The 3,191-nt window shown below is 73.3% G+C and carries 3 protein-coding genes; 2 read left to right on the top strand and 1 reads right to left on the bottom strand.

Annotated elements, in window-relative coordinates:
• The first annotated feature begins 107 nt into the window (after window positions 1-107).
• Together ACWKY3_RS09700 and ACWKY3_RS09705 are read left to right on the top strand one after the other, a co-directional pair.
• Window positions 108-1,346 carry a galactokinase gene (locus ACWKY3_RS09700; RefSeq protein WP_449316204.1) on the top strand — a complete coding sequence of 413 codons (1,239 nt, stop codon included), beginning with the start codon at window positions 108-110 and terminating at the stop codon, window positions 1,344-1,346.
• Window positions 1,346-2,650, top strand: a complete 1,305-nt coding sequence (locus tag ACWKY3_RS09705) for a UDP-glucose--hexose-1-phosphate uridylyltransferase (RefSeq protein ID WP_449316205.1) — start codon at window positions 1,346-1,348, stop codon at window positions 2,648-2,650. The genes ACWKY3_RS09700 and ACWKY3_RS09705 overlap by 1 nt, the downstream gene beginning before the upstream one ends.
• Window positions 2,651-2,678: 28 nt before the next feature.
• Here ACWKY3_RS09705 and ACWKY3_RS09710 read toward each other — a convergent pair.
• Window positions 2,679-3,191: epoxyqueuosine reductase QueH (locus ACWKY3_RS09710; RefSeq protein ID WP_449316206.1), on the bottom strand; the 513-nt coding region annotated here is incomplete at its 5' end.

Raw genomic sequence — 3,191 nt, forward strand, 5'->3', positions numbered from 1 at the left:
GGGCTTGCGGGGTTTGTGTACACGCAGCTCTCGGACGTGGAGGAGGAGACGAACGGGCTGCTTACCTATGACCGGCGCGTATGCAAGCTCGAGGAGGGAAAGGGCGCATGAGGGGCGTTGCGAAGGCTGCCGAACGAAGGCTGCGCGAGCTGTTTTGCGCGCGGTTCGGCGAGACGCGCGGGCCGCTTGCGCTCGCCTCCGCGCCCGGACGCGTGGAGCTGGCGGGAAACCATACCGACCATCAGGGAGGATGCACCATTTCGGCGGCCATCGACCGGCGCGCCTGCGCGCTTGCCGCACCCAACGGGACAGACGAGGCGCGCGTGCTCATGGACGGCTTCGGCGAGGCGCGCATCCGCTTGGACGACCTTGGGCCGCGGGAGGCGGAGTTCGGCGCGTCGAGCGCGCTCGTGCGGGGCATGATGGCGGCCTACGCGCGCGCAGGCGGTCGATTGCGCGGCTTTAACCTGGTCACATGCTCGGACATTCCCGTGGGGCTGGGCGTGTCGTCGTCGGCGGCGTTCGAGATGCTCGTGGGGGCGGCCATCCGGGCGGTCTGCGAGCCTGCGCCGAGGGCCTTGTTCGATCCCACGGCGCTCGCGCTCGAGGGCATGCGCGCGGAGGGCGCCTACTTCGGCAAGCCGTCGGGCGCGCAGGACCAGCTGGCGAGCGTGCACGGGGGTGTGGTGGCGCTCGACTTCGCGGACGACCCGCCGCAGGTGAGCCGGCTTCCGCTCGACCTTTCGTCCTGCGGGCACGCGGCGTTTCTCGTGGATTGCCGGTGCGACCACTCGCGCTACACCGACGAGTTCAACGCCGTTCCCGCCGACATGTTCGCCGTGGCGCGGTTCCTTGGCGAAAGGCGGCTTCAGGACGTGGGGTACCCCGCGCTTTTGCGCTCGCTTGCGGACGTGCGCGCGAAGCTGGGCGACCGCGCGGCCCTGCGGGCGATTCACTACTTCGAGGAGGAGCGGCGCGTGCGCGCGCAGAGGCGGGCGCTCGAGGCGGGCGACTTCGCGGCGTTTCTGCGGCTTGTGCGCGCGTCGGGCGCGTCGTCGGCGCAGTTTCTGCAGAACGTGTCGCCGCGAGGGGACGCCGCAGGCGGGCGCCAGCCGGCGGCGGTGGTGCTCGCGCTGTGCGCGCACCTGCTCGACGGCGACTCGGGCGGCGCGGAGCGGGGCGCGTACCGCATCCACGGCGGCGGCTTCGGTGGCAGCGTGCTGGCGTTCGCGCCGCAGGCGAAGGCCGAGGAGTTCCGCCGCTCGATGGACGGGCTTTTGGGTTACGAGGCGTGCCTGCCCGTGGTCGTGAGCCCCCAGGGCGCGTGCGCGGAGAGGATCGCCTGATGGGGGAGCGCCTGCCCGCGCCCGAAGAGGTGCGCTCGGCGTTCGCGGCGCTGCGCGCCAAGGACGCGGAGCGGGCCGTGCGCTACCTGCACGACCTGGGCGTGGCGAGCGGCTATCTGGACGAGGCGGCCGCGGCGCGCGCCGTCCGCTGGACGGCGGTAAGCCCCTACGGCCGGTTCGAGTGCTCCATCAACCTGGCCAAGCCGGAAAAGGACCCGCGCGACATCGCCGCCGCGGCCCGCGCCGCCGCGCCGCCCGCCGACGCGCGCGTGCCGCGCTGCGACCTGTGCTGGGAGAACGAGGGCTTTCCCGGCGCGCCCGGGCATCCGGCGAAGCCGGGCCTGCGCATCGCGGCCATCGAGCTGGGCGGCGAGCGGTGGGGGCTGCAGTTCTCGCCGTACGCGTACTTTCCCGAGCACTGCATCGCGCTCGCGCCCGAGCACCGTCCCATGAAGGTGGACGCGGCGTGCGTAGGGCGCCTGCTCGACTTCGTGGACCTGTTCCCGTTCTACTTCGCAGGCTCCAACGCCGATCTTCCCATCGTGGGCGGCTCCATCCTCTCCCACGACCACTTCCAGGGCGGCCGCCACGTGTTCCCGCTCATGCGCGCGCCCGTGGAGCGCGCCTTCGAGCTGCCGGGAGAGCCTGCGGTGCGGTGCGGCGCGGTGCGCTGGCCGGCGTCGGTCGTGCGCCTGGCCGCAGCCGACAGGCGCGCCCTTGAGCGAGCGGCGGCGCGGGCGATGGAGGCGTGGCGCGGGTTCTCGTGCGAGGCGTGCGGCATCGCGGCGGCCTCGGGCGGCGTTGCGCACAACACGGTCAGCCCCATCGCGCGCAAGACCGAAAAAGGCTACGTCCTCGACCTCGTCCTGCGCAACAACCGCGCCGACGCCGCCCATCCGTGGGGCGTGTTTCATCCCGGGGAGGATCTCCACCACATCAAGAGGGAGAACATCGGCCTTGTCGAGGCCATGGGCCTGGCCGTGCTGCCCGCGCGCCTCGCCCGAGAGCTGCCCGCCGTCCAGCGCGCGCTCGGACATGCGCGCTCGGCCGACGATCTGCGCAAGCGGCTGCTGTCGGACCCGCTCGCCGCGCCCCACGCCTCCTGGGCCTTGGAGCGGCTTGCCGGCCATGCCGCTAAGTTCGCTTGCGGGCCTGGCGGGGAGGGGTCGTTCCATCCCATCGTGAGGCGCGAGGTGGCCCGCGTGTTCGTCTCCGTGCTCGAGGCCGTCGGCGTGTTCAAGCGCACCCCCGCCGGCCGCGCCGGCTGGGACGCGTTCGCCCGCGAGCTTCGCCGCGTCGGGTGAGGCGCGGGCGGGGGCAGGGGCGGCGTCCTCAGCTTTCGGCTTCCGCGCCCTCTTCCCGCGCCCGCTTCCGCAGCTCCTTCAGCACGGCGCGCTTCCTGGCCTGCTTGGCGTCGTAGGCGGCCCGCTCGGCCCGCCGCGCCTCTCGCTCGGCCTCGGCGGCGGCCAGCTCGTCGGCGCGCATCTTTTTCTCGGCTTTCCGCTCGGCCCGTCGCGCGGCCTTGCGCGCCTCTCGCTCGGCGGCGGCCTCGTCGCGCGAAAACAGGCAGCCGCAGTAGTTCTGGCGGTACATGCCCAGCTCGCGGCTGCGGCGCGTGGCCTCGTCGTAGAAGGGGCGGAAGTCCTCGAACACGGCCCGCACGCCCGCCTGCCCCGCCGCCCGCTCAAGCTCTTCGCGGATGACCTCGGTGTACTGGTAGGGGCTTACCGAAAGCGTGGTGCCCACGCCGTCGAAGCCCCGCTCGGCCGCCGTGCGCGCCGCTTCGCCAAGCCGCAGGCGGTAGCATGCCCGGCAGCGCGCCTCGTGCCGCGCGCTGCCGGGCTC

The organism is Rubneribacter sp. (assembly GCF_965361815.1).

Bases quoted from the DNA above. Each gene is read 5' to 3' on its own strand.
- ACWKY3_RS09700 (WP_449316204.1), top strand. From the start codon at position 108: ATGAGGGGCGTTGCGAAGGCTGCCGAACGAAGGCTGCGCGAGCTGTTT.
- ACWKY3_RS09705 (WP_449316205.1), top strand. From the start codon at position 1,346: ATGGGGGAGCGCCTGCCCGCGCCCGAAGAGGTGCGCTCGGCGTTCGCG.